The sequence below is a fragment of the Brevibacillus sp. genome, from assembly GCF_003521185.1.
Taxonomy (GTDB): domain Bacteria; phylum Bacillota; class Bacilli; order Brevibacillales; family Brevibacillaceae; genus Brevibacillus; species Brevibacillus parabrevis.
Window position 1 is genome coordinate 1 of the sequence record NZ_DOTK01000029.1, and the last position, 24,768, is coordinate 24,768.

Sequence of the window (24,768 nt, forward strand, 5' to 3'; positions counted from 1 at the left end):
AATCGCCATGCGTGGCGCACCAAGACAAACATCCCTCATGATCGAGGGATGTTTTTTCTTGCCAAAATCGGTTATCCGACAAAATGATATTCACCCCAGGGCGAACGCTGGAAGATGCGCTCCCCATCGTTCAAAAATTGTTGGCGATTTTGGGCAAGTCTCCCCTCCAGCATCACCAGTTGCAAAACGCCGCGCATATGATAACCGGGACGCCTGCTGTACAGCCCGGTCACCTCGCGCAAAAAATTGTCCGGATAACGGAGCAATTGATGAACCGCCCAAATCTGGGTGTCGCTCAAGTAATTGATTTTACTGTATGCCTCCATCGCCTCTACGAACGATTCCATCCGATATTCCTGCATCAACAGCATCCGCGACATCAGCTGGACGAGATCGACAAGCTGGATGTCGTGTCCGACCGTATCCAGATCGATCAAATAGCAATTCCCTCGCTGCGTCAGCAAAAAATTGTGGCTGGCGACGTCGCGATGCGCCAATGTGCCTCTTTCCATCGCCATATACATTTCCGGAATCAGCGGAAGCTTGTGGGCGGATTGCAGCAGTTGCTGACCGTCACGCAGCACCTCATCGGCAGCGTGGGCAATGACTTGCTCCAGTTTGTTTTGCGGGCCGTTTTGCTCAATCATCCACGTCAGTCGTTCAAAGTATTCCATCCGACTCTCCCACTTGTCGAGCAAGGCTGGCTTGCCCTCGTAGGCATAGGAATGAACGACAGGGAAGCCTTGAGCCGCGACATGAAACCGCGCCAACGTCTCTGCTGTCTTTTTCACATCAAAGAGTGACGCGTTATCCGCTTCCTCGCCATCAATCAGCTTCATGATGGTGTAATAGCGATCCTCGAAAGGAAATATTTTGGCACCCTCGGTAGTTGATACGTAGTGAACTGTGTGAACAAAGCCTTTTTGCCTCAAGGCGTCGGCTAACTCCGTGACCCATACTGCTTTTTCCAACTGCTTATACCCTTTGATGATCCAGTGTCCCCGGTCTGTTTTGAGCAGATTGACATTCCTCTTAGGCTTAACCCCGTGCACCTCACAACGAAAAGCTTTTTCGATCGCTGGTATGAGTCCTTTGTTCATAACCGTCCCTCTCAGTACGAAGAGGATTCATCGAGTCCGTCTCCCCAGTTAGGCCATGCGCCTTGTTCCGGCATGGAAGCGACACATTGGGAAGGAGGGAACATCATGTTGTTGTGAAACGGCTGCGGGCCACGGCTGCTTTTCGCGCTTCTGCGCCTTCTCAATTCCGGGCTGTCCGAGGAACACTCACATGATGAAGACGATGATTCCACTGGTTCTGGGCATACAGGCAACTGCGGATGCGGCCGTCTTGGCGGTGGCGGTGGCGGCGGAAACGGCATGGGCATCGGATAGAGCGGCATAGGGAACGGCATTGGTCGCATCATCGGCGGCATCATTGGTGGCATTGGTGGTGGCGGTCCGAATGGCATCATGCCCATCCCCGGAAATGGCGGCATCATTTGCCCCGGACCCATAAATGGCCGATAAGGAAACATCGGCTGACCAGGGCCGCCAAACGGTCTTTGGGATGGCATTGGCCCCATCTGTTGAGGGCTTAGTAGCTGCTGCTGCCTGCCAGGAGGCATTGGCTGTTGCATCCTCGGTGCGGCACACGGTGGGCATGGTCGCACGGGCGGGCATGGCCTAAGCTGCGGCGCAGGCGGCATGAATGGCGGCATAGGACGCTGCTGCATGGGCGGCATTGGTGGCATTGGACGAACCTGTGCGGGCGGCATTTGTGTAAACGGCCTCACTTGGGCTGGCGGTCTGGTTGGTTGCACCTGCACAGGCGGGCATGGCGGGCACATGATAGCTGGCGGTGTTTGCGGCTGAAATGGGCTGATCTGTGTTGGCGGCATCGGCGGTATGTTCGGCATCCCGATGTTTGGCGGACTAGGCGGCTGGTAAATGTACGGACTGACCTGTGTTGGCGGCGCAGGCGGAACGAACGGCCGTGTAGGTGTCGGCAGTGCCGGCGGACTCGTAGGCTCCGACATGATATTCGGCGCTGAAGGCGCAGGCGGAAGCACCCTTTGCGGCTGCAAAGTCGGCACAGGTGTAGGTGTAGGTGCAGGCGTTGGTGTGGGCTGGATCGTCTCCGGAGACACGAGTGGGCCTGGAGACGCTGGCGGCCGCTCTTTTGCCGGAGGTGTAGACGGCGCTTCCTGCGTGATTCTCGTTTCCGATTCGATTTGCACTTCTTCCTCAGGCTCAATCGGCCGCCGCTCAATTTGTCTCGGCACTTCCTCCGACTCTGCTTCTGTCCGCGGACGTTCTTTTACATATGGAGCTGCCTCACTCATCGGATGAGGCGTTGTTCGTGGCTGGGGCCTGACAGGAACGCTCTTCGTCGGAATTTTGATTCTTGCTCCTGGATAGAGCGTGTCGGGAGTTTTGACCTGGCTGTTTAAGCGAAGCAGTTCCTTGTAATCGACGCCATATCTTTTGGCGATCTTCCACATGCTGTCGCCCTTTTGTACGATGTGAATCCTCAATGTTTCTCCTCCCTTGCGTAAAAACTCCCTACCATGGTATGCACCCATGGGCTTTTTGCTCCTTGGCGGCCTTCGCTTTTACGCTTGCAGGGGAGAAAAAAGAAAGAAGCCAATTTTTACAAATTGGCTTCCAGCTTGGCTCCTTGCATATAAAACGGATACGTTCCCAGCTGACGCACCTGACAACCGATAGCTTCAATCTCGGCAAATGCGCCCGGCAAGAGGACATCGTCCATCTTTTGCTCGATATCGATGACAAAATAGTAGCTTCCCAGCGCTTTTTTCGTCGGCCGGGACTCAATCCGCGACAGGTTGACCTTTCTCCAGGCAAACGCGGCCAACACTTGATACAGCGCACCAGGGAAATCTTCCGGCAGCGTGACAAGTATCGTCGTTTTCTCGCGTGAGGACGCCTGCAACTCCAACGGCTCCGTGCCGACCAGCACAAAACGCGTGTAGTTATTCGAATAATCTTGAATTTGTTCGCGGGCGAACTCCAGCGGGTAAATCTCCACATTCAGCTTCGTGCCAACAGCAGCCCACGGCTCCTCGGGATGCTCGCTCACCGTTTTTGCAGCCAGTGCCGTGCTGTTCATGTACTCGATCTTGGCGTGCGGCAAGTTTTCCCGCAAGAAATTGTGGCTCTGGGCAATCGCTTGCGGGTGTGACAACACTTTTGTGATTGCAGACAAAGGCAAGGCTTGCTCTCTTTTGGCTACCAGCAAGTTTTGCGCAATCGGCAGCGCCAGCTCAGCCAGGATCGGCAAATCGACCTCGTGAATGAGCCAGTCCAAAGTCGAATTGACGGTACCCTCGATGGAATTTTCCATCGGCACGACCCCGAATGCCACTTCCTTGTTGGAAACAGCATCAAGCACATCGATGATGCTCGGATACGGAACGAGCGAGAGCGGCTGGCGTTGCGTCAAAGTCCGCGCCGCCTCTTCTGTGAATGTTCCGCGTGGTCCGAGAAAAGCAAGTTTCTTCTCCATGGCGTTCTCCTATCCACTATGCTCTATCTCTGATGGATTTCTACTTGTACGCCATTTTCGTCCGGCTGCAAAATCATTACACGGTAGGCAATGCCGTGTCCTTTCATCACTCTGTCCACGAATGCGCGCAGTTGCCCCTCCTCTTCCGCGGAAGAAAAGAAGCACAGGATGGTTGGTCCCGCGCCGCTCAAGGCAGCACCTACGGCACCGTGCTCAGTCGCTTTGTCCAGGATTTCGTTCAAGCCAGGTACAAGTTTAGCGCGGTACGGCTGATGCAGCCGATCCGACATGGCCCGTCCCATCAGGTCTAGTCTGCCTTGTGCCAAAGCGGCAACAAGCAAACTGCTATGTCCCACATTATATACAACATCTTCTTTGCTGTACACCTGTGGCAAGACGTTCCGCGCTTTTGTCGTCTCCAGCATGAAATCCGGGATCACGACGAGTGTCTGCAATCCGGCGGGAGGGGAAAATCGAACGTAAGGAACAGGTTCTTCGATCGTCTCTGGCATAGTCGCCACGATGATCCCGCCAAACAGGGAGGCTCCGACGTTGTCTGGATGTCCTTCCAGTGCTGTGGCGCGGGCGAAAAGCTGCTCGTGGCTAAATGGCTCGCCAGCGAGTTGATTGGCCGCCACCAATGCTCCGACAATCGCAGCCGCACTGCTCCCCAGCCCGCGGGTCAGGGGAGCTTCACTCGATGCGCGTATGGCAAGCTCCGGCACGGCAAGCCCTGCTTCCTGAAACAGACTCGCTGCTACTTGATACAACAAGTTGCTTTTGTCCGCAGGTGTGCCTTCCAGCTCTTTGCCAACCAGCTCGACGGTGGTCCGGTCACTGATTTCCATTTCTACTACGGAATACAATTGAAATGCCATTCCCAAAGCATCAAAGCCTGGCCCCAGATTGGCTGTGCTTGCGGGAATCGTTACTTTTACACGCTGACTGCTCATGAGACGACTTCTCTCCCGCTCTGGCGAACCAGCTCCATGACGGCTTCATGTGTCGCAGGCACTGAGCGTGGCTCTTCTCCAACGAGCTTCAGGGCGATGTTTGGATCTTTCAAGCCGTTTCCTGTCAAAACGCACGCAACCTTGACACCTTGCGGCAGTTTGTTTGCTCGATGCAGCTTGATGATTCCGGCCAGGGAGGCAGCAGAAGCCGGTTCGCAGAAAACGCCCTCTTCTTTGGCCAGCAGCTGGTATGCCTGCAAAATTTCATCGTCTGTCACGCTGTCAACAAGACCGTTCGATTCAGAAATCGCATGTAAAGCGCCGTCCTTGCTCGCAGGGTTTCCGATGCGGATCGCAGTCGCGATTGTTTCCGGATTGGGTACAGGCTGTCCGAGCACCAGCGGAGCGGCCCCCGCCGCCTGGAAGCCGTACATGTGCGGCAAACGGCTTGATTTGCCTGCTTCCTTATACTCCTTGAAGCCTTTCCAGTAGGCGGTGATGTTTCCGGCATTTCCTACGGGAATCGCCAAAATGTCCGGTGCATCTGCCAGAGCGTCGCACACTTCGAACGCTGCTGTCTTTTGTCCTTCGATCCGGTAAGGGTTGACGGAGTTCACAAGCGTAATCGGCTCTTTCGCCGTAATGTCGCGCACGATATTCAGCGCTTCGTCAAAGTTGCCGTCGATAGCGATGACCTCGGCACCGTATGCGATCGCTTGCGCCAGCTTGCCCAGCGCGATGTTGCCGCTCGGGATCAGGACGATGCAGCGCAGACCGGAACGCGCTGCATACGCCGCTGCTGCCGCAGACGTATTTCCGGTGGAAGCGCACATGATCGTTTTGCTGCCTTCCTCCACTGCTTTGGCAACAGCCATGACCATGCCTCTGTCTTTGAACGAGCCTGTCGGATTCAGTCCTTCATATTTTACATACAGCTCGACTCCCAGCTTCTTGGACAAGTTCGCCGCATGGATCAGCGGAGTGTTTCCTTCGTGCAGACTGACCAACGGTGTCTTGTCCGTAACCGGAAGAAACTCCCGGTAGCGCGCAATAATGCCAGATTGACGATCAAAACTCATTACTTGTCTCCCCCTTCTACACGGTAGCAGCTCTCCACTTTGGAGATGATGTCCATTTGTTCCATATAGGCGATGACCCCATCCATATCGCTCTTGGACGATTGGTGCGTCACCATGATGATCTCCGCTTCGCCGCCATTGTTGTACGGCTGCTGAATGACTTGCTCCAGCGAAATGTTTTTGTCCGCCAGCAACTGGGTAATCTTTGCCAAAACGCCGCGTTTGTCCGCCACCACGATTCGCAGGAAATATTTGGACAGCTTTTGGCTGTCGTCTTTAAGCACTTTTTCCTTGTACGGCGCAACCATCCCGCGTCCGTTTACGCCCAGCTTTCGGTTTTTCACAACCGTGACCAGATCGGACACGACTGCGGTTGCGGTCGGAAGCTCGCCTGCGCCCGGGCCGTAAAACATCGTCTCGCCTACGGCTTCCCCGTGTACGTACACCGCATTGAACACGCCGTTGACAGAAGCAAGCGGATGCGATTTCGGCACCATCGTCGGCTGCACGCTTACCTCGATCGCTTCCTCGTCGCGGCGGGCCAGACCCAACAGCTTGATTTCATAGCCCAACTGCTTGCCGTATGCGATGTCTTGCTTGCTTACCGCACTGATTCCTTTGACGTCCACATCTTCCAGCTTCATCGGCACGCGGAAACCGAGTGTGGCGAGAATCGCCATCTTGCGGGCTGCGTCAAAACCTTCGACATCGGAGGTAGGATTCGCTTCCGCGTAGCCCAGCGCTTGCGCTTCTTTGAGGACGTCGCTGTAATCTGCGCCCTCTTGGCTCATTTTGGTCAAAATATAGTTGGTCGTCCCGTTGACGATCCCCATCATTTTCGTAATGCGATCGGAGGAAAAGCCTTCCACCAAAGCGCGCAAAATCGGAATCCCGCCCGCTACGCTCGCTTCATAAAACACGTCACAGCCTTTTTCTTGCGCCTTGTTCAAGATTTCAGCCCCATGCAAGGCCATCAAATCTTTGTTGGCAGTGACTACGTGCTTGCCGCGCTCCAGCGCCTGGAGGATGTATTCTTTGGCCGGGTGGATGCCGCCAATTACCTCGACGATTACCTCGATGTCCGGATCATCCAGAAGCTCGGCAGGCTCTGTCGTCAGCAAATTTTCCATGGCGGCGATATTGCGCGACTTCTCGGCATCCTGCACGAGAATCTTCGTGATCTCAATCCCCAGTCCGGTCTGCTTTTGCAAATCGTCCTGATGAGCAGAAATGATGCGGACAACCCCAGTCCCGACTGTTCCAAACCCCATTAACCCCAGCTTGATGCTTTGCTTCTCCATTGTTTCTCTCCTCCTACCCTTCTTTTACCCTCTACCGACGATCATCGCTTTGCGAACGCCGGGGATTTCTTGCAAGCTTTCCAGAAATTCCGTGCTGGATACGCGCAGATTGGCCATATCGACAGACATGGAAATATTGGCAATCCCTTGCAGCGGAATCGTCTGATTGATCGTCAGGACGTTCCCGCCTTGTTCTGCAACATACGTGAGCACCTTCGACAAATAACCGGACATGTGCTCCAGCGAAAACGTGATCGTCATGATCTTTTCGCTCATCATGGCATTGAAGGGAAAGATCCCGTCCTTGTATTTGTAAAATGCACTCCGGCTCAGTCCCACTCGATCTACTGCCTCATTCACGGTGTCCACTTCGCCGGATTCCAGCATCTTTTTCGCTTCGATCGTCTTGACGATTGATTCTGGTAAGATGTCAGATCGTATCAAGTAGAACTTCTCTTCCCGTTTCACGTGTTGTGTCCTCCTGAGAAAAACAGTTGTTTCTTCATAGAGGACATTATAACGGATAGTACTCGCTGTGACAATCCTTCATCGCCAACTTTTTTCATGGAACCATATTCGGTTCACCTGGGTTACATGGCTATGTCGATCTTCGTACACACTAAAAGCGGCAAGAAAAAGAGGAGGTGAAGCACGAATGGCAGGACGCGGAAAGTCAGACAAATCGGAGCGCCGCAACAATCATCCGGCTGGAAAACCGAGCAGCCTGGAGCAGTTCGGTTCTGATCTTCGGGGCAAAAAAATGGCGCAATCGCCTAACATCATCGAGGACCCGAGCGGCAATAAATAGCCGTCAACGGCCAAGCTTTTTCAGCAAACGGCCACAGGCGTATGGTCAGGCGCAAGCAGGCACATTTCCCTTGCTAAAAGCGAGCGAGCTGTTTTGTAAAGAAAAAAACCCCGGGATTTGTGTATCCCGGGGTTTGACGCTTGTTCGTATGGTTGTTTTTGGTTTAGTACGCGAGCGAAGACAAGCCGTTGATGTGAGTCAGGTAGCGCACGTTGCTCGCTTCCTTCATCAGCGTAGCTGGCAAGCCTTTCAGCTTCAACTGGCTTGCACCGATGGTTCCGATGGCATCTTTGCGGCCCAAGCTTCCGAGAGTACCGGAGAAGACTGGCTTGAACGTGTCCATTTTGGAGCCGTTGAAGTGAGCGAACAAGTTGTAGCCAACCACTTCACCCATTTGCCATGCCAATTGAGCAGTTGGCGGGTATGGACGGCCTTCTGGCCCCATAACCACTGCACTGTCTCCCGCGAGGAATACATCCGGATGAGAAGTGGATTGCAGGAACTCAGTCACAGTTGCGCGACCGCGGTTTACTTCGATGCCGCACTCAGCCACTACGCGATTTCCTTGAACGCCACCAGTCCAAACCATTGTTTTGGTTTCGATGGTGTTGCCGTCTTTCAGGCAAACGGTTGTTTCTTTCATTTCGGTTACAGGAACGCCAGTCAGGAACTGAACGCCACGTTTTTCCAGGCTAGTTTTTGCACGCTCTACCAGGTCAGGAGCAAAGCCCGCGAGGATCGATGGTCCTGCCTCTACGCAATAGATGGACAGGTCTGCAAAATCTACGCCGTACTTGCGGCAAAGATCAGGCAGCATGTCAGCAAATTCGCCAACCAGCTCGATGCCGGTCAGACCGCCGCCGCCAACCACGAAAGTCGCATCGGCTTTGTTTTTGCTCTTGCTGTATTCCACTACGCGCTCTTCGAGGTGCGCGCGCAGACGGTTCGCTTCCTCTACGGATTTCAGTGTAAAGCTGTACTCTTGCAAGCCAGGGATACCGAAGAATGCGGTTTCGCTGCCCAGAGCAACTACGAGTGCATCGTATTTGATGCTCTCGCCGCTCGTCAAAGTGACGCGTTGCGATTCCAGACCGATTTTTTCAACAGTGTCGATCACCAGGTTGATGTCTTTTCCACGCAGCAGTCTTTCCAATGGCAGTGCCACGTTTTGTTCAGACAGGTTGCCTACTGCCAAACGGTGCAGCTCCGTGATGATTTGGTGCGTAGGGAAACGGTTCACAACCGTGATCGTCGCCTCTTCCGCCGTCATGTATTTGCGTGCAGTCAAAGCGGACAGCAAACCGCCGTAGCCGCCGCCCAGAATGAGAATATGCTTCGCCATGCCTAATCCTCCGTCCTTGTCTCTCGTAGGTTATCGTAATTAGCGTTTTTGTTGTTGGCGCTCAGCCAAAACTTCGAGGAATGCTTGTGCAAAACGCAATGTTTTTTGCACTTGCGGATCTTTCAGCATTTTGAGCATGCCAAACAAGCCAACGGTCGTTTCCTCAGTGTGTGCGCGGTCGTTTGCTTCAATAGCCGCTTGCGCGATGCCTTTTGCCTTGTCGGAAATCGGTTTGACGAACTCTTCCATACCGCCCTTGATGTCGTCGATGAGTACATGATCGTTAGCTACGGTGTTTACCAGGTCGTACGTTTTGGTGAGGATAGTTGTCATCTCGGCCAGTTTTGGCAAGTTTGCCACCAATACATTCAGGGATTCTTGAATTTCTGGTTTCATCAACTGATCGAGTACATCCATTTGTTGCTCAGGTGCCAGAGTAGCTGTGCTTGCTACTTCTGCTTGAGCTTGTTGCGTGGTTGTTTGAGACATGGAAAAACGTCCTCCTTTGCTTTGGAATAGAGGCCTTCATTCTCGATGCCTGTTCATACGAGTTACGGCCGCTATTCTCCCAAAATACCGAAAAGCACGTGTGCTTGTAATATTTTTCACAAAGCGAATGATACAGCTACGTGGAATAATCAAAAGTGCATGATTTCACAAAGTGATATTCAGGAAAAAGCACAGAACAAATCCATCAGGTGAACAGGCTCGATTTAGAACTCTATGTACTCTACTATATACCTTCTTCGCGGGAACAGCAAAGGAAAAAAACCGCTTCCTTAGGAAGAAGCGGCAGTTGAGAGCTTTTTATAGTAATCTTTGATGACTTGGTGATGTTTTTCATTGATATCCGTAAAAATTAACTCGATTACTGTCTGCTTGTCTTCGAAGGTCTTTTCCACGATTTTTGCCATCATGACGATTTCTTGCCCAGTCGAAGGAACCGTGAAAGAAAGGTGGAGAAACTCCCCTTTTGCCACATAACCTTCTGTTGCGAGTATCAGTCGTGTAGGGGAAAATTTCAGCAGCACAGCCTCCCCTTTTTCCTCGATCGGTCTTGCGCCCATCACCTTGTACGGGACGCGAATGTCGATCCCGGGCGGAATGGGTTCCTGCTTGCGGCCTGTGGCAATCTCGACGCCGACGCTGACCGGAACCATCGCCAACAGCTTGATAGGCCATATCGTTTCTTCCGAAATCACTTCCAGATCAATCGTGTTAATCGCCGCATCCGATTCCCACCGAACACGCACCGTTGATCCGAGCAGTTCGGCCTTTGCATCGGCCTTCATCTCAAGAGAAACGACGAGATAACTACTTTTGACATGCTCAACCATTACTTGAATGGGCGATTTGACCTGTCTAGAGATCATCATCGGCAATGAAGCACCGCGTTGGAGGCGTTTGTCCGCCATAAAAGGGGTGAGGGATGGGATATCAATCATTCTATTTGTCACTCCACAAAGTCAAACTCTAATTTGCCAATCCGAACGGTATCCCCGTCTCTTGCACCGTGTTTGCGCAATGCCTCGTCCACACCCATGCTGCGCATCTGTCTCGCGAAGCGCTGAGCTGCGTCATAGCTGTTGAGGTTCGTCATGCGCACCAGCTTCTCGATTTTTTCCCCGCTGATCACGAATACTTCGTTGTCGCGAGTGATTTCAAACGGCTCCGGCTCTTTCTCCGCACGGAACATCACGCGCTCTTCCACTTCTTGTACTTCTTCGACTGTCGGCTTGTCCGGAATTGTGGACAATGTCTCGCCTACTGCGTACATCAGTTCCTTGACACCTTGCTGGGTCGCTGCCGAGATTTCGAAAACTTGAACACCTGGCACTTTTTCTTTGAAGCGCTGCAAATTTTCGGCCGCTTCCGGCACGTCCATCTTGTTGGCAGCAACGATTTGCGGACGATCTTCGAGCTTCAAGTTGTACAGCTTCAGCTCGCGGTTGATCTGCAAATAGTCTTCGTACGGATCGCGTCCATCCACTCCCGCCATGTCAATGACATGGACAATCAGACGAGTGCGCTCTACGTGGCGCAGGAATTGATGACCAAGCCCCACACCTTCGTGCGCTCCCTCAATCAGCCCTGGCAAGTCAGCCATGACGAAGCTCTGTTCGCCCAAATCCACGACACCGAGATTCGGAGTCAATGTAGTAAAGTGATAGGCAGCAATTTTTGGCTTCGCTGCGGTCACACTGGAGAGCAGCGTAGACTTCCCTACGCTCGGATAACCAACCAGACCGACGTCGGCAATCAGCTTCAGCTCCATGACGATGTAGCGCTCTTGGCCAGGCTCGCCGTTCTCGGAAATATGCGGCGCCGGATTCGACGAATTGGCAAAACGGATATTACCCCGTCCACCGCGTCCGCCTTTGGCGATCACAGCACGCTGACCATGCTCGATCAGATCGGCGATGACTTCTTTTGTATCGTCATCGATCACAGTCGTTCCCGGCGGTACGCGAACAACCATATCCTCCGCACCGGCTCCGTGCTGCGACTTGTTGCGGCCGTGCTCGCCGCGTGTTGCCTTGAAGTGTCTTTGGTAGCGGAAGTCTACGAGCGTGCGCAGTCCTTCGTCCACCTCGAATATGACATCTCCGCCTTTTCCACCATCGCCACCTGCTGGCCCGCCCAGTGGCACGTACTTCTCTCTGCGGAAAGAAACGGCTCCGTTACCGCCGTCTCCACCTTTGACATAAACTTTTACCTGATCGACAAACATGGTGCCACCTCTTTCATTACGCGAATGGAACCAGCAAATCCAGAACCCATTCGTCTTCCGTATGTATCCACTCGGTGACCTCCACCGTACTTTGCTCGCTATTCCGTATCAGCTTTTCCAATTTTTCCATTCTGGATGCATTCAGCTCTCCGGCCAGGTCAAAACGAAAATGAACGCCTCGTTGATCCGCCTGCAAGCTTACTTGCATACTGGCTGGTTCGTAGCCGCTTTGGTCTACATGATCGTTCACTGTGCATAATATCTCTGACACCAACTGAAACAAGTGCTGCTCGCCTAATGCTATTCGCGTGAGATCCACGTCATTGCACACGTCTACTTCCAAAAGCATTTCCTTGTTCAGCGCATTGAATGTCAAGAAGAAGACGGACAACAGGGAGTTGTTCAAACGGGCGACCATCGATTCCTGCATCGCCATCTGCGCGATGCGCTTCAAATGCGCCTCTCCCTGCTCAGTACGGTTCATATGCAAATAGCCGAGCAGAACCTGAACGTGGTTCAACCAGTCATGCCGCTGCCGGTTCAGTACGGCCAACAGCTGGTCTGTCTGATGCGTAAGCAGTCTCCGCTCGTCCCCCATCACATTCACCCAAGTCGATAAGAATTTCTTTCTTAACTATTGTACCATAAAAGGGGGCCAGACAATGAGAAAACTTGGCTGCGCCCAACTATTTTGACACAAGTCTTATTCCCAAAATCCGCCTACCCGAAACCAAAAAGAAAACCCAGCACCGATGCTGGGTTTTCTTTTGGAAAAATATTTACGCTTCGGAAGCAACTGGCTCGATCACAACTTGTTTGCGATCGCGGCCCAGACGCTTGAAACGAACAACACCATCTGCAGTTGCAAACAGAGTGTCGTCTCCGCCTTTCATTACGTTCGTACCTGGGTAGATCTTCGTTCCGCGTTGGCGAACGAGGATGTTTCCGGCAGTAACGAATTGACCGTCACCACGTTTCACGCCCAGACGTTTGGAAATGGAATCGCGTCCGTTTTTAGTGGAACCTACCCCTTTTTTCGATGCGAAAAACTGAAGGTCCAAATTAAACAGCATGTTCATATCAGACACCTCCCTGCCATTTATGGTCATTCACTTTTACGTATTTCCCGTACTGCGCTTCTACCGATAACAGAGCGATCACCATGCTCTCAGCCAAAAGCTGCTGCTTTTCTAGTATGTCCGCCGCTTCTTGCGAAGCCAGCGTCCATTTTAGAAAGCCGCCGCCTTCTTGGGCGACTGATACTTGCGGTGTCAGTCCTGTCAACGGCTGCACGCTGTTTAATATACCAAAGCTGATGCCTGACACGGCAGAACAAACGATGTCCGCCCCATAGGCACCCGCATTGGCATGTCCGGAAATACAAATTTCATGGATACCGTGCTGCGCACGGCTCACGATCACTTCAATCATATCAGGTCACCAAAATTAAGCGTTGATCTTTTCGATCACAACTTTGGTGAACGGTTGACGGTGACCTTGTTTGCGACGGTAGTTTTTCTTGGCTTTGTATTTGTACACGATAATTTTTGCAGCTTTACCGTGTTTTTCTACTTTACCAGTTACCGTTGCACCAGCTACTGTAGGAGCTCCTGCAGTAACTTTGCCGTCTTTGCTTACGAAGAGAACTTTGTCAAAAGTAACAGATTCTCCTTCGTTGCCAGCCAATTTCTCGATGAAGAGAACGGAACCCTCTTCAACTTTGTATTGCTTTCCACCGGTTTCGATAATTGCGTACACTGTGTGCACCTCCTATACTCAGACTCGCCTCTACAGGTGCGCCGTCTGGCGGCGACTTATGTACCCGATTCGTGCGGTTACAGTATGCACGGGGCATAGCTGCATGACAACCATTAGGTTATCATAGCTGCAATTGCCCAGTCAAGTTATTTTCCATTGTTTTTCGTACAGACGCTTTGCTTCTGCCGTATTTCCCGCATATGCAATCCGGTACTCGTCCGGAGCGAGCCGCGGCTCCTCACGCTTGAAGACGCGTAGCGGCCAGCTTTTTTCATCCCCTGTCGTCTCCAACTGCTCGACGAGTTGGAACAATCTGCCGGAAAGCTCCACCACAGCTGCCTCCACTTGCTGCGAACGGGCCAATCCTGCAAGTTCGTTTTGCAACCGCCGGATGCTCTCATCCCCGCGCAAAATTCGCCCGCGCCCATCACACACCGCGCACGTTTCCATCAGCCGCTCAGAGAGACTCGCTCTCACCCGCTTGCGCGTCAATTCGACCAGTCCAAGCGCTGTCATGCCATGGACTGTAGAAGGTGTCGCATCGCGGGCAAGCTCTCTTTTCAGCGTCGACAGCACGCGTTCTTTGTTGGCAGACTCTTTCATATCGATAAAATCGATGACGACGATCCCGCCAATGTCGCGCAATCTGAGCTGTCTGGCTATTTCTTTGGCCGCCTCCACGTTGGTTGCCGTGACTGCCTGCTCCCTTTGCTGGCCGCCCGCTCCGGTAAAAGAGCCGGTATTGACATCGATCACGGTCATGGCTTCTGTCTTGTCAAACACCAGATGTCCGCCGTTTGCCAGCGGCACCTGACGCCTGAACGCCTGTTCCAGCTTGGCCTCCAAGCGCAGCGCGTCAAACAGCGGCTCTTTGCCTGTATGCTTGCGCAGCAAACTTTCCGCGTCGGCAGAAAAGACTGTCAGCATGTCTTTGATTTGCCGATACGTGGCAGCATCCTCCACGATCACCTCATCAAGCCCTTCCGCCAAAGCTTCGCGCAATATCGCTTCGATTCCATCGAGATCGTGACCGACCCGACCCGGCGTCTTTTTCGCCTCCGCTTGCTGGCAGACGCCTTCCCAGCGCTTGCGCAAATAGGCCAGTTCGTTTGCCAGCTGCTGTCCGTCCACGCCAGCCGCTTCCGTCCGCACAATGACGCCTTCCCCTTCAACGAGCAGCGGCGCGATGGTTTCTTCCAGTCGTGCCCGTTCTTCCGGCTGGCTGATTTTTCGCGATATAGATATCCCCGCTTCTTGTGGCAGATACACGAGGTAACGTCCCTGGAGACTGACTTTCAATGAGATTTTTGGAGCCTTCCATTCAGAGGCTTCTTTTGTCACCTGGCAAATAACCGCTTGACCAACTTGCACCCGCTCGGAAATGTTCGGCTTCCCTTTTCCCGCCGTTCCTTTGTTCAGCGTATCATCTACGTACAAATACGCGTTTTGTCCACAGCCGATGTCGACAAAGGCAGACTGGATGCCCGGTTTTACGTCCGCGATCCGCCCGTAGTAAATCTCCCCGGCGCTGACAAGCCCGCCCGTCTCCTGCGTCCGCCATTCGATCAGCTGTCCGTCTGCCAAATACGCGATCTGCACGCCGCTTCTGCCGCTGATAGCCAATTGTCTCATTACGCTCACTCTCCGCACTTCCGTCCTTTTTCCGGCACCCAGGCAGGATTGCCGGACATACAGGAAGTAATCTATCATAGCCTGCCGTAAAAGAAAAGTCATCGCAGCGGAGCAATCCATCAGACACCTTGTGCCCGACGATGCCATCCATTTGCTCAAATGGCTCTCGGACGAGCAGGTTCTCGCTTTTTACGAAGGCCGTGACCGCCCCCATGACGCCGCACTTGTCCAGGAGCATTTTTATTCCACAGACGATGATGAAGGCGTGACGCGCTGTCTCGTCTGCCATGAAGCGGTCCCTGTCGGCTACCTCCAGTTTTATCCGCTCGATCCTGCGACCAAGGAAGAGTACGGTTACGCCAAAGACACGATCGTCTACGGCATGGATCAGTTTATCGGCGAGCCGGCCTACTGGAATCGCGGGATAGGTGCTGACTTGGTACAGGCTGTAATCCGCTATGTTCACCAGTTGGGAGCAGCGGTCGTTGTCATGGACCGCAAGAATGGAACAAACGGGCGATCCGCTGCTATGAAAAATGCGGTTTTCGCCAAAAGAAAAAGCTTCCCCGGCACGAGTGGCACGAAGGAAGCTTGCGCGATTGCCTGCTGATGGAGTGGCGCCCATCTCCCGCTGAAAACTAGAGGAGCTTGCCGACCGCAGCATCGTGTTTCTGTTCGAATAACAAGGCGTGCAGCAGCTGCTCCTCTGCCAACAGCCCCGCCCCCTGTACGTAAAAAAGGTGAGAGCGGCCACGCCGCAGCTTGTGGGATACAGCCAACACCGTCTCCTCTGGACGGACGCGAATAGCCTGTACGTTTGTTTCCTCTTGCCTGCGCCCGTACTTTTCCACCAGAAAGCGAAAAAACTGGTAAGGAAAGCAGACGAATGCCTGAATGTTCATCGCCAGCAAATACAGCCCGATGATGATCAGGTTGAGCTTCAGATCAAAGCCGGACACCCCGACCAGGATGCCAGCCAAAAGGGTGCTGCCCGTCATGGAGACGATCGCTGCCTGCCGATAAGACAAAAAACAGCACAGCACCCCAAGCACGATCCTCCCGCCATCCAGCGGCCAAATCGGCAGCAGATTGAACAAAGCAATCGTGGCGTTGCTGACGAGAAAAAACCGGGACCAGTCCTCCGTCCAGACACCTGTATACCAAAACAGGTACGATGCCGCCATCATCACTACATTCATGAACGGCCCGGCCAACGCTACGACAATCTCATCCATCGGGTCTGTCGCATAGCTGTTTTCTACTGTCGCCACTCCGCCAAAAGGGAGCAGCTGGACTTCATGCACTCTCCACCCCAACTCCCGAGCCATTGCCACATGTCCCAATTCGTGTATGAGCACGATCACGAACAGCGTAATTACTTCCAAAAAGTGGCCTGTCAGCACAGACACACCGATTACCGCCCAGAAGAGCAGGTGAATGCGAAAGCGTATGTCCAGCCATCCCCCTCTATTCAAACGGGATCACTTCCAGCGGATCGACGAACTCTTCCTCTGCCCTGGCCGCAAAGTACAGGTGACGCTCTTTTCCGTTCACCACCCGCGCTGTGCCGATCACTTGACCGGGTGATAGCACCTCGTCTTTTGTCACCCCGACGCTGTCCAGATTGCCGAGCCACACTTCCCGGCCTTTTGTCAGCCGGACGATCACAGTCGTGCCAAAGCCAGACTGCTCTCCGACGTACGTAACCCACCCGGCCTCCCCGATCTTCACTTGCTCCCCTAAGCCCGTATCCAATACGACCTTGGCGTTTTGCAGTTCAAACGGCTTCACGATTTTCCAGCTTGCCGGCAGCCGCCAGACAGCGACATCTTTGGCTGTGCTGGTTGCAGGAACCGCACTCGGTCCCTGCATCGCAGGCAACAAGGTGGGGATCGGTCCAAAACGCGCCTCGTACCAATCCGCTACGCCAGTGAAATTGAAATCCCGGGTCATGACCTCGCGCGCAGAGTCTTTCCAGTTGGCAGGAATCAAGGACGTCTGGAACAATAAATAGGCCGTTCCCAGCAAAAGAATGGAAGCAAACACTTGCAGCCCCCATTTTTCGTGAGAAGGCGGCTTGTTTTCCTCATCATTTTCCCTGAGGGGAAAATCGTATGGATCAGACTGCACATCAATGGGATCTTTCCAATCATCCACGTAAGGAGAGAAACTGTCTCGTGATTGTGTACGGATTCGCTCCAGTCGCTCCCGCCGTCTTTCTTTTACACGATTTGCTCCACCAAACATGTCCATCCCTCCGCAGGCCAAGCCTTTGTTCCATCTTATGACTTGTCTACCCGCTTTATGCCGTCGTCTCCTCGTGCGTTCTTCGTTGCTCTCGCGTATGGCGAAAATGCAAAAAAGACAGTCTCCCTGTTGAGAGACTGTCTCTGAATCTGTCGAAGTTTACAGTTTAGTTACACTAGCAGCTTGTGGTCCACGGCTACCTTGAACGATTTCGAACTCAACTTTTTGACCTTCGTCCAGAGATTTGAAACCTTCAGACTGGATCGCGCTGTAGTGAACGAATACGTCGTCTCCACCTTCAACTTGGATGAAACCGTATCCTTTTTCTGCGTTAAACCATTTTACGATACCTTGTTGCATGAAACAAAACCTCCCTGAACATTACGCCCCATGAGGCGAAAGAGTGTAGCGTTAACCCCTTTTTTACAGATAAGCCTTTTGCGTCAAGGAAAAAAGTCGGACAAATTGCGATTGACCAATGGTGACGTCTCTCACAACCGTACGACTCCATAACCAATCATCCAAACCACTATAACTTGTAAAAATGGTTAACTTAGGATGATTTTATCATATACTTTCCGATTTGTCACGCATTTAGTCAAATCGCAACTTATCCTTGCGCATGCCAATATTGAGGACAACCCCGATGATCAAAAAGTTGGTGATCAACGAGCTCCCCCCGTAACTGATAAAGGGCAACGGAATCCCTGTAATCGGCATCAACTGGATCGTCATGCCGATATTCTCAAAAATCTGGAAGGTGAGCATCCCCACCACGCCCGCCACCACGTAGGAGCCGAACGGATCTTTCGCTTCCATCGCGATGCGAATCATGCGGTAAATCAAGGCGAAGAACAAAATCATCAACAGCCCTGCGCCCATGAAGCCGAGCTTTTCGGCAATGACCGTGAAAATAAAATCGCTTTCCCCGACAGGCACCCAGCCAAAGCTCGCCTGTGTCGGCGTGTTAATGCCTTTTCCGAACAGTTGGCCCGAACCAATCGAGATCAGTGCCTGCTTCAACTGAAAGCCTTTTCCCATCGGGTCCAGATCGGGGTCCATCCAAAAGACGACGCGATCCCACTGGTACGGCTTGATGATCTTGAAAAAAACATCTTGCTTGTACTCGTACAAAAGCGTCATCGCCGCAAAAAAGCTGCCGATAATGCCGCCCAAGTACAATACATGCTTCATCCGGATTCCACCGACGATCAGCATGGTAGCAAGCATCCCTGTAAAGACCATCGCTGTTCCCAGGTCAGGCTGCACCAAAATCAAAAGCAAAGGAACGCCTACGAGAGCCGCTACCGGAATCAGCTTGTAAAAATAGTAAAAACGATCCGGGTCCTCCGCCCGTTTGGACATGAAGCGGGCGACCGTCAAAATCGTAAACAGCTTCATCGGTTCTGAAGGCTGGAACAACACAGGCCCCAAGTTATACCAGCTCGTCGTGTTGTTGATCGGCGTTGTCTTAAAGACTCCGATCAGCAAAATCAGCCCCAACGTGTACAAGACGTAGGAGAAGTTGTGAAAGAGCCGATAGTCAAAAAGCAATACCCCTCCGAGCACGATAAATCCGATGACGTACCACATCACCTGTCGATGGGCCGTGTCCAATCCGGCAGCTGATCCGGAAATGCCCAAGTAACTGAAGATGCCAAGCCCGGCCAAAATCAAGATAATGGTCCAGTCAATCGATTTTAAATGTCGTTTTTCCAGGTCCATGTTTTTCCTCCTAGAAAACGTGACTCCCCTCTTTAACAGAAGGGGAGCCAAGTATACCCTATTTTAACCCAAAAAATTTGCGCATTTTCGTGAAGACCCCAGCCTTTTCCTCCAGCGGTTGCAGAGGAACGGCTTCTCCGAGCAAGCGGCGCGCCACATTGCGATACGCGATCGACGCACGCGATTCATGATTCATGACAGCAGGCTCGCCCTGATTGGCCGATTTGATGACATGATCATCATCAGGCACGACACCGATCAAGTCAATGGCAAGCAAATCCAAAATATCTTCCACGTCAAGCATGTCGCCGTTTTTTACCATGTGAGAGCGCACGCGATTGATGACGAGCTTTGGCATCCCCACTTTTTCCCGCTCCAAAAGGCCGATAATGCGGTCCGCGTCACGGACAGCCGCCTTTTCTGGAGTCGTCACGACGATGGCCTGATCGGCTCCCGCTACTGCGTTGCGGAAACCTTGCTCGATGCCTGCCGGGCAGTCGATAATCACGTAATCAAATTCACGCTTGAGCTGCGTGATGATTTCCTCCATCTGCTCAGGCGAGACTGCCGATTTGTCCTTTGTCTGGGCAGCAGGCAGCAGGGAAAGGTTCTCGAAGCGCTTGTCCTTGATCAGCGCTTGCGGAAGTCGGCAAGCGCCTTCTGCCACGTCCACCAGATCGTAGATGATCCGGTTCTCAAGACCCATGACCACGTCGAGATTGCGCAAACCGATATCAGTATCTACCATGCACACCTTTTGGCCCAGCAATGCAAGTGCTGTTCCCAAATTCGCGGATGTGGTCGTCTTGCCCACGCCGCCTTTTCCTGAAGTTACGACTATTCCAATACCCACGTCCGTTCCTCCTCTTTCCCTCAACCCTCACGCTTGTTCGCGCCAAGATCCGGGCGTATTCGCGACAAGTAGTTCATTTTTGCTACGAGCATGGTCTCATTGTCCAGATAGGCAAACTCTGTCCCTCCGGAATGATTCGTCCATTCTTCTCCAGGCTTGCTGATCACATCGGCAATCCGCAACTGGGTAGGACTCATGACCGCAGCCGCTATAATCACCTGTGCATCGCCGGAAATACCTGCATGGGCGTAACCACGCAGATGACCTAGCACATAAATGCTTCCTGTACTGCGAACCGTTCCCCCGGGATTGACATCCCCCAATAAAAGCAAATCTCCGTCAAACTCCAATACTTGACCAGAGCGAACGGTGTTTACCTGTATGGAAAAATGGGTTTTTAGGCGTTCAGCAAAAGCTTCCTCCCGTGTGATCACGTCGGCTTCGATCGTGTGAATCACCAGGTTTCCTTTTTGCCGGATAATTTGTGTCAACTGCTCCTGTTGTTCAGGAGTGCAGTAACGTTTCCCCAATTTTATGGATACCCGTATCAGTGGCCCCGACAATATCTGTTGGTGGCTATGCTCTATTTTTTCACGCACATCGGCCAGCAGTTCGTCGAAGGAACAGGCATCATCCATAAAGAAGACGAGACCTTCTTTAGTCCCTTTGATTGTGACCTTGCTTTTCACAGTCGTCACCCGGTTTCACCTCGACCGATACCATTCGCCATACAGAAAGATTTCTCCTGCTCTGCATGAAAAATTTGCCGAATCGGGTCAAATGCTGCTGGGCGAAGGTCTCGTCCCGTTATTTATTTAGAGGAGGGCGGATTTGGAATCGGTACTCCGTTTGTCAAAACTCCCGGATTCAATTCGTTGTAAGCTTCCAGCAAACGGCGCGCGATCGGACCAGTCGCATCCGAACTGGATGTCCCGTCCCGCAAACTGTTTGGTGCGACGACGACAAACACGAGCTGAGGCTTCTCATACGGCGCAAAGCCTACAACCAGCGCGTTTTCCGCACTTTTTCCGGTCTGCGCTGTACCGGATTTCGCCGCCACGGCAAACGGCAACCCGTTAAAACGCTGAACCGTACCGCCTGGCTGCGTAACCATGCGCATCCCTTCTTTTACGACCTGGATGTACTTGGGATCGATGTTGACCCGATTCAAAACTTGCGGCTCAATTTGTGCAAGCGTCTGTCCTTTTTGCTTCGGATCGGTCGTGCCTTTGCGTATTTCCTTGACCAGGTGCGGACGAACCCGGTACCCGCCATTGGCAATCGTCGAGACATATTGCCCGATCTGTATCGGTGTAAACAAATCGTACTGACCGATCATCGCGTCAGCCAAGTTCCCGTAGTACAGGTTCGGGTTTTCCCAGCCTGTCTTCTCGCCCGGCAGGTCAATGCCTGTTTTGACGCCAAGTCCGAACTGGGCATTGTAGTAATCCAGCACGGAAAATTGTTTCTCCCAGCCTTCTTTACCTTTTCTCGCCAAGCGGATCGCCATTTCGTACATGTACGTATTGTTCGAAACTTGCAAAGCGCGGCGCGCGTTGACGATACCGTGTCCGCCAGCCTTCCAGTTGCGCTTGTAAGAAGTACCGACATTCAAGCCCCCACGGTCATTAATCGGTTCGCTTGGCGTCGTCAGCCCTTCCTGCAACGCGATCATGACTGACAACGGCTTGTAAGTAGAGGCAGGAGGGTACGGTGTATAAATGAACCGGTTGGACTCGTTCGGCAAAATGAGCGAGGTGTAGTTTTCGTTGAACGCCTTGCGATCGTAGTACAGGTTCAAATCGTAATCCGGGTAGCTGGCCATCGCCAAAATCTCGCCCGTATTCGGATTCATTACCAAAACGTGCGCATCCTTGAACTCTTTTGGTGTAGTAGGCCGCTTTTTAAACGCCTCTACCTCTTCTTTCAGGATCGCTTCCACCTTGCTCTGGTAGCGCCAGTCCATCGCGAGCACGAGGTCGTTGCCCGGCTCCGGCTCTCTTCCCGGCCGCATTTCCTTTTTCACCGTCTCCGAGTTTTTGTTTACGAAGACATCCATGACGCCGTCCTTGCCGCGCAAATATCTCTCATAGGAGCTTTCCAGTCCAGTGACACCAACGCGGTCAATCGCATTGTAGCCTTGCGCCTGATACTCTTTCAGGCTCTCGGGGCGAATCGCGTTGATGTAGCCGAGAAAGTGCGTTCCGAAAGCAGAGCCATCCGGGTCCCGGAAAATTTGCCGGACAGGCTCCAGCACAACGCTAATCCCAGGCAGCTCTGTACGGCGTTCTTCGATTTGAAACATCTCATTGTCTGTGATGTTTACCTTCACACGCCGCGGGATATAGCTCGCCATCTGCGGCGAGCGCATCTCCTGCAAAAGTGAGAGCTTGTGCCATTGAAATTGCCGCTGCTCCGGTTTGAGCGGAAGTTGTACATCCAGTTCAAACAGCGAGGCGTAACGCAACAGCTCCATGTCGGATTTGTCAGACAGTCCGTTGGGGGCAGGCAGTTTGCGAATTTGCGCCTTCACTTCCTTGCTGAGGGCATCGCGATCTTCCTTGTCCAACGTGAGCGTCAGCTGCATGTTGGCGCCGATCGCCATCTTCAGCAGCTCAAAATCGGAAACGTTGTCTTCCGTCAAGGCTTTCTCTGCGCTCTTGTTGTTGGCATTGAGCTTTTTGATCACGTCTTTTCGCTGCTTGTCATCAAATGGCGAACGTACGCGCAACCCTACATACAGAGCCGTCTTCACCAGCTCGAAATCGGACATGCTGTCCACCGCTTCCTGCTTGGGAACAGCTTGCAGCTTGGCAGCTACTCTGCTTTTCAACGCGTTTGTTTCCTCATTGTTAAAAGCAATCGGCAAAGTGGAGCCCAAGTCGATCGTCTTTTTGAGCAACTCTTTGTCCGTTCCCGTTTTTCCGATATCAGGAATCAGGATTTTCGCGAGTCGGTCAGCGACTTTTTCTTCATCGATGTCTTGTCCTTGCTCTTCGACGTATTGAACAGTGTAAACAGGCTTGTTGGATACGAGCACCTCGCCGTTTTTGTCCATGATTCGTCCGCGCGGAGCAGGGATTGGCAACTCGCGGATACTGAATTTTTCCAGTTCATGCCGATACTGCTCCCCTTCAACCAGTTGGACGAAAGCGAGCCGCAAAATGATCGCAGCAAAAAACAGGAAGACGATCAGAAACAAAATATTAAGACGCACGGGTATGTGCGATTTGGGTTCTTTGGTTTCTTCCACGAGTGATCCTCTCCTTTCCGGGAAATTCCCCGTCTCCATTTCAGTCCATGTGCATTTCCTTTTTGGCGAGTACCTTGTTGCATCCGTTCTTGATCGGCACGTACACAATCAGGCCAAAAACGAGATTCAACAATACACTTGGCAAAATTTGATGAGTGAGAATCCACTGCACATCGTAAGGAGCGACCGAGAACAGACGGTACAGAGAGTACAAGAGCCACTCGTGTCCAAACAAAATCAAAAAGCTTGTCACGAACACCATTCCGATGCCCCTTTGGAACAGCAAGACAATCAAGCCGGCAAAATAGCTGGCAACCATCATCGACATCGTATAAATGCCGATGACTTGTCCAAACAAAACATCCTGCAAAAATCCGAATGCCAACCCGTAGTACAGCCCTTCCCGTCTGCCGAGATACATGGAAATGAAAATACAGCATACGAGCGCGAAGCGAGGGACTGTCATCCATGACAGTCCCCATAGATCAGGTGAGAGGACCTGCATGACTGTCCCTTCCAGAACAAACAAGACCACGACACCCAGTGTCAATAAAAACCTCGCCATCTACTGTCCACCTCCGCCAGTTCCAGTGGAAGGTGTTCCTGTCGAATTGGGCGTTGCCGTTTTTCCTCCTGTCGCAGGCGCCTCTCCAGTTGGCTGCTTCGGAATCAGCTCTCCGTTCGGGGAAATGGTAAAGTCACGCTCTACCACCATCACTTCGCTCAATTGCGAAAAATCTGCGCTTGGCTGTATGTAAGCCGTTTGAGTCAGCCCGTAGTCATCCGGGACGATCCGAACAATATAGCCAAGCGGCAAATTCCGCGGAACGACTCCCCCGCGCCCGGAGGTGATGACTTGTTGCTTCGGTTCGATTTTTTTGCCCCAAGGAATTTTGCGCATGACGAGCAAGCGCTCCTGCGGGTCGTATTCCTCGATGACGCCGCTGATAGGCTCATAAATCGTTTTGCCGTCCACAATTTGTGTGGCTTGAATATCGGCTGAAATGTGATCGCGCCGCTCATAGCTTGTCAACAGTTCAACCGTAGCGGAAAAGTTGGCAACACTTTGTACACGCCCGATCATCCCTTTTGCCGTAATGACCGCCATATCTTTTTTAATGCCGCTCTTCAGCCCCAGATCGATCGTAATCACGTTGTTCCACGTATCGGGATTGCGAGCCACGACTTCCGCAAACAGGAGATTATACGAAGATTTCAGCGTATTTTTCGCTTCCAGGTCTTTGCGCAGCCGTTCATTCTGCGCTTTGAGATCGTGCAACTCTGCTGTCAAACGGGCATAATGATCCAGTCCCGCCTTCAATGCCTTATTTTCCTCATATACACTGTACGCTTCTTCAATTTCCTGAAAAAAGCCAGAAACAGCTTGGGCAGGGCGATAAAACAAGCCCTGCACCACGCTGAACGTATCTTTGAAAAACATTTCTGGCCATGTCAGGTTATCCCGTTCACGAGAAGTGAAGCCAACGACGGAGATTAAGAGGACCAAGCCTACAAGTACAATAATTAGCCGCTTATTCCCGAAAAACGACATGCCCGA

27 protein-coding genes and 1 other annotated feature are annotated in these 24,768 nt (G+C 52.4%); of the genes, 2 read left to right on the forward strand and 25 right to left on the reverse strand.

Going from position 1 to position 24,768, the window contains the following annotated elements; genetic code table 11:
• Positions 1 to 71: 71 nt before the first annotated feature.
• The 7 genes from DEP07_RS06795 to DEP07_RS06825 all read right to left on the reverse strand — a co-directional run bounded on the left by DEP07_RS06795 (position 72) and on the right by DEP07_RS06825 (position 7,329).
• Complete coding sequence (locus DEP07_RS06795) at positions 72 to 1,100, reverse strand: phosphotransferase (protein WP_122964214.1); 1,029 nt, start codon at positions 1,098 to 1,100, stop codon at positions 72 to 74.
• Between the two features lie 11 nt (positions 1,101 to 1,111).
• Positions 1,112 to 2,536, reverse strand: a complete 1,425-nt coding sequence (safA, locus tag DEP07_RS06800; RefSeq protein WP_287102295.1) for a SafA/ExsA family spore coat assembly protein — start codon at positions 2,534 to 2,536, stop codon at positions 1,112 to 1,114.
• Between the two features lie 116 nt (positions 2,537 to 2,652).
• Positions 2,653 to 3,528, reverse strand: a complete 876-nt coding sequence (gene pheA, locus DEP07_RS06805; RefSeq protein ID WP_122964215.1) for a prephenate dehydratase — start codon at positions 3,526 to 3,528, stop codon at positions 2,653 to 2,655.
• 23 nt (positions 3,529 to 3,551) lie between these two features.
• Positions 3,552 to 4,481 (reverse strand): homoserine kinase, encoded by a 930-nt coding sequence (gene thrB, locus DEP07_RS06810; protein ID WP_122964216.1) that lies wholly within the window; start codon positions 4,479 to 4,481, stop codon positions 3,552 to 3,554.
• Positions 4,478 to 5,560, reverse strand: a complete 1,083-nt coding sequence (gene thrC, locus DEP07_RS06815) for a threonine synthase (protein ID WP_122964217.1) — start codon at positions 5,558 to 5,560, stop codon at positions 4,478 to 4,480. Before thrC ends, thrB begins: the two co-directional genes overlap by 4 nt.
• Positions 5,560 to 6,861, reverse strand: a complete 1,302-nt coding sequence (locus tag DEP07_RS06820; RefSeq protein ID WP_122964218.1) for a homoserine dehydrogenase — start codon at positions 6,859 to 6,861, stop codon at positions 5,560 to 5,562. Before DEP07_RS06820 ends, thrC begins: the two co-directional genes overlap by 1 nt.
• 24 nt (positions 6,862 to 6,885) lie before the next feature.
• Complete coding sequence (locus DEP07_RS06825; protein ID WP_122964219.1) at positions 6,886 to 7,329, reverse strand: ACT domain-containing protein; 444 nt, start codon at positions 7,327 to 7,329, stop codon at positions 6,886 to 6,888.
• 187 nt (positions 7,330 to 7,516) lie between these two features.
• Here DEP07_RS06825 and DEP07_RS06830 point away from each other — a divergent pair, with 187 nt between their 5' ends.
• Positions 7,517 to 7,669, forward strand: coding sequence for a hypothetical protein (locus tag DEP07_RS06830; RefSeq protein ID WP_167470286.1), 153 nt, complete (start codon positions 7,517 to 7,519; stop codon positions 7,667 to 7,669).
• Between the two features lie 163 nt (positions 7,670 to 7,832).
• On the opposite strand, the gene DEP07_RS06835 is transcribed toward DEP07_RS06830, so the two are convergent.
• The 9 genes from DEP07_RS06835 to DEP07_RS06875 all read right to left on the reverse strand — a co-directional run bounded on the left by DEP07_RS06835 (position 7,833) and on the right by DEP07_RS06875 (position 15,132).
• On the reverse strand, positions 7,833 to 9,011 hold the full coding sequence (locus DEP07_RS06835; RefSeq protein ID WP_280648223.1) for an NAD(P)/FAD-dependent oxidoreductase: 1,179 nt from the start codon (positions 9,009 to 9,011) through the stop codon (positions 7,833 to 7,835).
• Positions 9,012 to 9,050: 39 nt separating this feature from the next.
• Positions 9,051 to 9,500: a DUF1641 domain-containing protein gene (locus tag DEP07_RS06840; RefSeq protein WP_122964221.1), complete on the reverse strand. Its 450-nt coding sequence runs from the start codon at positions 9,498 to 9,500 to the stop codon at positions 9,051 to 9,053.
• Between the two features lie 290 nt (positions 9,501 to 9,790).
• Positions 9,791 to 10,456 (reverse strand): PilZ domain-containing protein, encoded by a 666-nt coding sequence (locus DEP07_RS06845; RefSeq protein WP_122964222.1) that lies wholly within the window; start codon positions 10,454 to 10,456, stop codon positions 9,791 to 9,793.
• An 8-nt stretch (positions 10,457 to 10,464) separates the two neighbouring features.
• Positions 10,465 to 11,742, reverse strand: a complete 1,278-nt coding sequence (gene obgE, locus DEP07_RS06850) for a GTPase ObgE (protein ID WP_122964223.1) — start codon at positions 11,740 to 11,742, stop codon at positions 10,465 to 10,467.
• 16 nt (positions 11,743 to 11,758) lie between these two features.
• Entirely contained in the window at positions 11,759 to 12,340 is a 582-nt protein-coding gene (locus DEP07_RS06855; RefSeq protein WP_287102296.1) for a Spo0B C-terminal domain-containing protein, read from the reverse strand.
• Between the two features lie 181 nt (positions 12,341 to 12,521).
• Positions 12,522 to 12,815, reverse strand: coding sequence for a 50S ribosomal protein L27 (gene rpmA, locus DEP07_RS06860; protein WP_063230242.1), 294 nt, complete (start codon positions 12,813 to 12,815; stop codon positions 12,522 to 12,524).
• Between the two features lie 7 nt (positions 12,816 to 12,822).
• The gene (locus tag DEP07_RS06865; RefSeq protein WP_122964225.1) at positions 12,823 to 13,173 is read right to left on the reverse strand and encodes a ribosomal-processing cysteine protease Prp; all 351 of its coding nucleotides are present in this window, start codon (positions 13,171 to 13,173) and stop codon (positions 12,823 to 12,825) included.
• A 15-nt stretch (positions 13,174 to 13,188) separates the two neighbouring features.
• Complete coding sequence (gene rplU / locus DEP07_RS06870; RefSeq protein ID WP_173597471.1) at positions 13,189 to 13,500, reverse strand: 50S ribosomal protein L21; 312 nt, start codon at positions 13,498 to 13,500, stop codon at positions 13,189 to 13,191.
• A 10-nt stretch (positions 13,501 to 13,510) separates the two neighbouring features.
• Positions 13,511 to 13,589: a sequence feature (ribosomal protein L21 leader region), on the reverse strand.
• 52 nt (positions 13,590 to 13,641) lie between these two features.
• Complete coding sequence (locus DEP07_RS06875; protein WP_287102297.1) at positions 13,642 to 15,132, reverse strand: Rne/Rng family ribonuclease; 1,491 nt, start codon at positions 15,130 to 15,132, stop codon at positions 13,642 to 13,644.
• Between the two features lie 151 nt (positions 15,133 to 15,283).
• On the opposite strand from DEP07_RS06875, the gene DEP07_RS06880 reads away from it, so the two are divergent.
• Positions 15,284 to 15,742 carry a GNAT family N-acetyltransferase gene (locus tag DEP07_RS06880; RefSeq protein ID WP_353772871.1) on the forward strand — a complete coding sequence of 153 codons (459 nt, stop codon included), beginning with the start codon at positions 15,284 to 15,286 and terminating at the stop codon, positions 15,740 to 15,742.
• A gap of 28 nt (positions 15,743 to 15,770) precedes the next feature.
• Here the strand turns inward: DEP07_RS06880 and DEP07_RS06885 are convergent, their stop codons facing one another.
• The 9 genes from DEP07_RS06885 to mreC form a co-directional block, all read right to left on the reverse strand.
• Positions 15,771 to 16,607 (reverse strand): M50 family metallopeptidase, encoded by an 837-nt coding sequence (locus DEP07_RS06885; RefSeq protein WP_287102298.1) that lies wholly within the window; start codon positions 16,605 to 16,607, stop codon positions 15,771 to 15,773.
• Entirely contained in the window at positions 16,600 to 17,379 is a 780-nt protein-coding gene (locus tag DEP07_RS06890) for a M23 family metallopeptidase (protein ID WP_122964228.1), read from the reverse strand. Before DEP07_RS06890 ends, DEP07_RS06885 begins: the two co-directional genes overlap by 8 nt.
• Before the next feature lie 159 nt (positions 17,380 to 17,538).
• Entirely contained in the window at positions 17,539 to 17,739 is a 201-nt protein-coding gene (locus tag DEP07_RS06895) for a cold-shock protein (protein ID WP_005832370.1), read from the reverse strand.
• Between the two features lie 234 nt (positions 17,740 to 17,973).
• Positions 17,974 to 19,104: an FtsW/RodA/SpoVE family cell cycle protein gene (locus DEP07_RS06900; protein ID WP_122964229.1), complete on the reverse strand. Its 1,131-nt coding sequence runs from the start codon at positions 19,102 to 19,104 to the stop codon at positions 17,974 to 17,976.
• Between the two features lie 58 nt (positions 19,105 to 19,162).
• Entirely contained in the window at positions 19,163 to 19,957 is a 795-nt protein-coding gene (gene minD, locus DEP07_RS06905) for a septum site-determining protein MinD (protein ID WP_122964230.1), read from the reverse strand.
• A 20-nt stretch (positions 19,958 to 19,977) separates the two neighbouring features.
• Positions 19,978 to 20,655, reverse strand: a complete 678-nt coding sequence (minC, locus tag DEP07_RS06910) for a septum site-determining protein MinC (protein ID WP_122964231.1) — start codon at positions 20,653 to 20,655, stop codon at positions 19,978 to 19,980.
• Between the two features lie 113 nt (positions 20,656 to 20,768).
• Positions 20,769 to 23,210 (reverse strand): peptidoglycan D,D-transpeptidase FtsI family protein, encoded by a 2,442-nt coding sequence (locus DEP07_RS06915; RefSeq protein ID WP_287102299.1) that lies wholly within the window; start codon positions 23,208 to 23,210, stop codon positions 20,769 to 20,771.
• Between the two features lie 40 nt (positions 23,211 to 23,250).
• On the reverse strand, positions 23,251 to 23,775 hold the full coding sequence (gene mreD, locus DEP07_RS06920; protein ID WP_122964233.1) for a rod shape-determining protein MreD: 525 nt from the start codon (positions 23,773 to 23,775) through the stop codon (positions 23,251 to 23,253).
• Complete coding sequence (gene mreC, locus DEP07_RS06925) at positions 23,776 to 24,762, reverse strand: rod shape-determining protein MreC (protein WP_217022415.1); 987 nt, start codon at positions 24,760 to 24,762, stop codon at positions 23,776 to 23,778.
• Positions 24,763 to 24,768 lie beyond the last annotated feature (6 nt).

Excerpts from the sequence above, each read along its gene's own strand:
- DEP07_RS06890 (WP_122964228.1), bottom strand. The coding sequence starts at position 17,379 with ATGTTTGGTGGAGCAAATCGTGTAAAAGAAAGACGGCGGGAGCGACTG.
- DEP07_RS06900 (WP_122964229.1), bottom strand. The coding sequence starts at position 19,104 with ATGGACCTGGAAAAACGACATTTAAAATCGATTGACTGGACCATTATC.
- DEP07_RS06835 (WP_280648223.1), bottom strand. The coding sequence starts at position 9,011 with ATGGCGAAGCATATTCTCATTCTGGGCGGCGGCTACGGCGGTTTGCTG.
- DEP07_RS06845 (WP_122964222.1), bottom strand. The coding sequence starts at position 10,456 with ATGATTGATATCCCATCCCTCACCCCTTTTATGGCGGACAAACGCCTC.
- obgE (WP_122964223.1), bottom strand. The coding sequence starts at position 11,742 with ATGTTTGTCGATCAGGTAAAAGTTTATGTCAAAGGTGGAGACGGCGGT.
- DEP07_RS06875 (WP_287102297.1), bottom strand. The coding sequence starts at position 15,132 with ATGAGACAATTGGCTATCAGCGGCAGAAGCGGCGTGCAGATCGCGTAT.
- DEP07_RS06830 (WP_167470286.1), top strand. The coding sequence starts at position 7,517 with ATGGCAGGACGCGGAAAGTCAGACAAATCGGAGCGCCGCAACAATCAT.
- DEP07_RS06795 (WP_122964214.1), bottom strand. The coding sequence starts at position 1,100 with ATGAACAAAGGACTCATACCAGCGATCGAAAAAGCTTTTCGTTGTGAG.
- DEP07_RS06865 (WP_122964225.1), bottom strand. The coding sequence starts at position 13,173 with ATGATTGAAGTGATCGTGAGCCGTGCGCAGCACGGTATCCATGAAATT.
- rpmA (WP_063230242.1), bottom strand. The coding sequence starts at position 12,815 with ATGCTGTTTAATTTGGACCTTCAGTTTTTCGCATCGAAAAAAGGGGTA.
- thrC (WP_122964217.1), bottom strand. The coding sequence starts at position 5,560 with ATGAGTTTTGATCGTCAATCTGGCATTATTGCGCGCTACCGGGAGTTT.
- DEP07_RS06840 (WP_122964221.1), bottom strand. The coding sequence starts at position 9,500 with ATGTCTCAAACAACCACGCAACAAGCTCAAGCAGAAGTAGCAAGCACA.
- thrB (WP_122964216.1), bottom strand. The coding sequence starts at position 4,481 with ATGAGCAGTCAGCGTGTAAAAGTAACGATTCCCGCAAGCACAGCCAAT.
- DEP07_RS06820 (WP_122964218.1), bottom strand. The coding sequence starts at position 6,861 with ATGGAGAAGCAAAGCATCAAGCTGGGGTTAATGGGGTTTGGAACAGTC.
- pheA (WP_122964215.1), bottom strand. The coding sequence starts at position 3,528 with ATGGAGAAGAAACTTGCTTTTCTCGGACCACGCGGAACATTCACAGAA.
- mreD (WP_122964233.1), bottom strand. The coding sequence starts at position 23,775 with ATGGCGAGGTTTTTATTGACACTGGGTGTCGTGGTCTTGTTTGTTCTG.
- mreC (WP_217022415.1), bottom strand. The coding sequence starts at position 24,762 with ATGTCGTTTTTCGGGAATAAGCGGCTAATTATTGTACTTGTAGGCTTG.
- DEP07_RS06855 (WP_287102296.1), bottom strand. The coding sequence starts at position 12,340 with ATGGGGGACGAGCGGAGACTGCTTACGCATCAGACAGACCAGCTGTTG.
- DEP07_RS06895 (WP_005832370.1), bottom strand. The coding sequence starts at position 17,739 with ATGCAACAAGGTATCGTAAAATGGTTTAACGCAGAAAAAGGATACGGT.